We start from the raw sequence: 1,573 nt of genomic DNA, 5'->3' as shown, positions 1-1,573 counted from the left end.
CCCCTCGGGAGGAGCGCCGCGCGGCACCGCGCGGGCGTGCACCAGCAGGATCGAGGCCAGGGAGGGGGCGTGGCAGGCGGCGCGGTCCAGCGGGCGCAGCGGCCGGGGCACGTCGTGGTAGGGCGCGCCGGTGATCCGTACGACGCGGAAGCCGGCCGCGGGCAGCATCGAGCGGAGCGCCTTGGCGGTGAACAGCCTCAGGTGGCCCACTACCTGAGAGCCGGGGCGGCCGTGGATGCCGCGCAGGGACACCTCGGAGAAGACCGGCTGGGTGCCCATCAGCAGCAGTGCCCGGTTGTACCAGGCGGCCAGGTTCGGGGTGGACAGCAGCAGGTGCCCGCCGGGGCGCAGCACGCGGTGCAGCTCGTCCAGCGCCGCGTCCGGGTCCACCAGGTGCTCGATCACCTCGGAGAAGAGCACCGCGTCCACCGCGCCCGTCGCGAACGGCAGGCCGGACTCGGACAGTTCACCGCGTACGGCCGTCAGGTGCGCGGCGGCCCGGCGCAGCGCGTCCTGCGACCAGTCGACGCCGACGATCCGGTGCCGGGCCAGCAGGCGCGAGGCGGTGGCGGCGGCGCTGCCGTCACCGCAGCCGATGTCCAGCACGGTGGCGGGTGCGCTCCCCAGGGCGCGGGCCAGGATCGCCGCCTGACGGCGTGCCCGGTCGGGACCCGAGGCGACCGGGGTGGCGGGGTCCTCGTACAACTGCTGGAGGCTGCTGGGCCGCTGCGCGGTCCGGGGGGCCGCGCTGCCGCTCCGGGGCGCCGCGCCGTCGCTCATCCGCCCTCCCCTGCCGCCGGGCCGGGTACGTGGGAGGTGGCGGCGAGGGACTCGGCGAACAGCGCGCCGAGCCGCCTCCCCGCGCCGTCGTCCAGCCGCGCGTGCGACCAGCGCAGCGCCAGCTGGAGCCGTCCGGCGGTGGAGACGGTCGTCACCGACAGGCCGCGCGGCATCTTCGCCGGGGCGGAGAACCACACCGCGCGGGCGCGTCCCGCGTCCCCGAAGTCGAGCGGGTAGGGCACCCGGCCGATGTTGGAGAGCAGGGTGGTGGACGCCCACGGTCCGGCCATCCGGCGCAGCGCCCGCACGCCCGCCGCGCGTATCCCGACGGGCACCAGGGGTGTGGTCAGCAGGCCGCCGCCGAAACCCAGTTGGGGGCGGTCGAGGGACTTGAGGGCGCGGGTGCGGGCGGCCGTCGCGCGCAGCAGCCGTTCGACCGCCTGCCGGTCGGGCGGACCGGGAGCCGCCAGTGTGTCGTACAGCTCGCGCTCCTCGGGCCCGAAGGCGACCTCGACCAGCCGGGTGCCGTTGCCGAGGGGCATGTCGGCGGTGCGGGGCCGGTCGTCGACCGGCATGGTGACGCGGACGGGCCGCACCGGCGCGTCATGGGCCCTGTTCCAGCGGGCCGCCATCAGCCAGGTGGCCACCATCAGCTGGTCGTTGACGGTGTACGGGGCGGGCGTGCCCGGCAGGCGCGGGGGACGGGCGGGCACCGGCAGCTCGGCGAGGAGCATGCCGTTGCCCGGCGCCCCCGGGTGCAGGGTGTCCGCGGCGATCCGCGCGGGACGGGTCC

Annotated in this window: 1 protein-coding gene and 1 pseudogene; both read right to left on the bottom strand. The window is 77.1% G+C overall.

Annotated features, from left to right (window positions below):
* Window positions 1-780, bottom strand: a 780-nt coding sequence (locus FM076_RS10280) for a class I SAM-dependent methyltransferase (RefSeq protein WP_173869653.1), incomplete at its 3' end; no start/stop codon positions are given.
* Window positions 777-1,573 (bottom strand): annotated as a pseudogene (locus FM076_RS10275) (condensation protein); the annotation flags it as partial. The pseudogene FM076_RS10275 and the gene FM076_RS10280, both read right to left, overlap by 4 nt.

Origin of the sequence: Streptomyces albus subsp. chlorinus, from assembly GCF_013302895.1 — a bacterium.
Classification (GTDB): Bacteria; Actinomycetota; Actinomycetes; order Streptomycetales; family Streptomycetaceae; genus Streptomyces; species Streptomyces chlorinus.
Note: the sequence above shows the minus strand (reverse complement) of the source record. Positions and strands in the feature narration are given on the sequence as shown.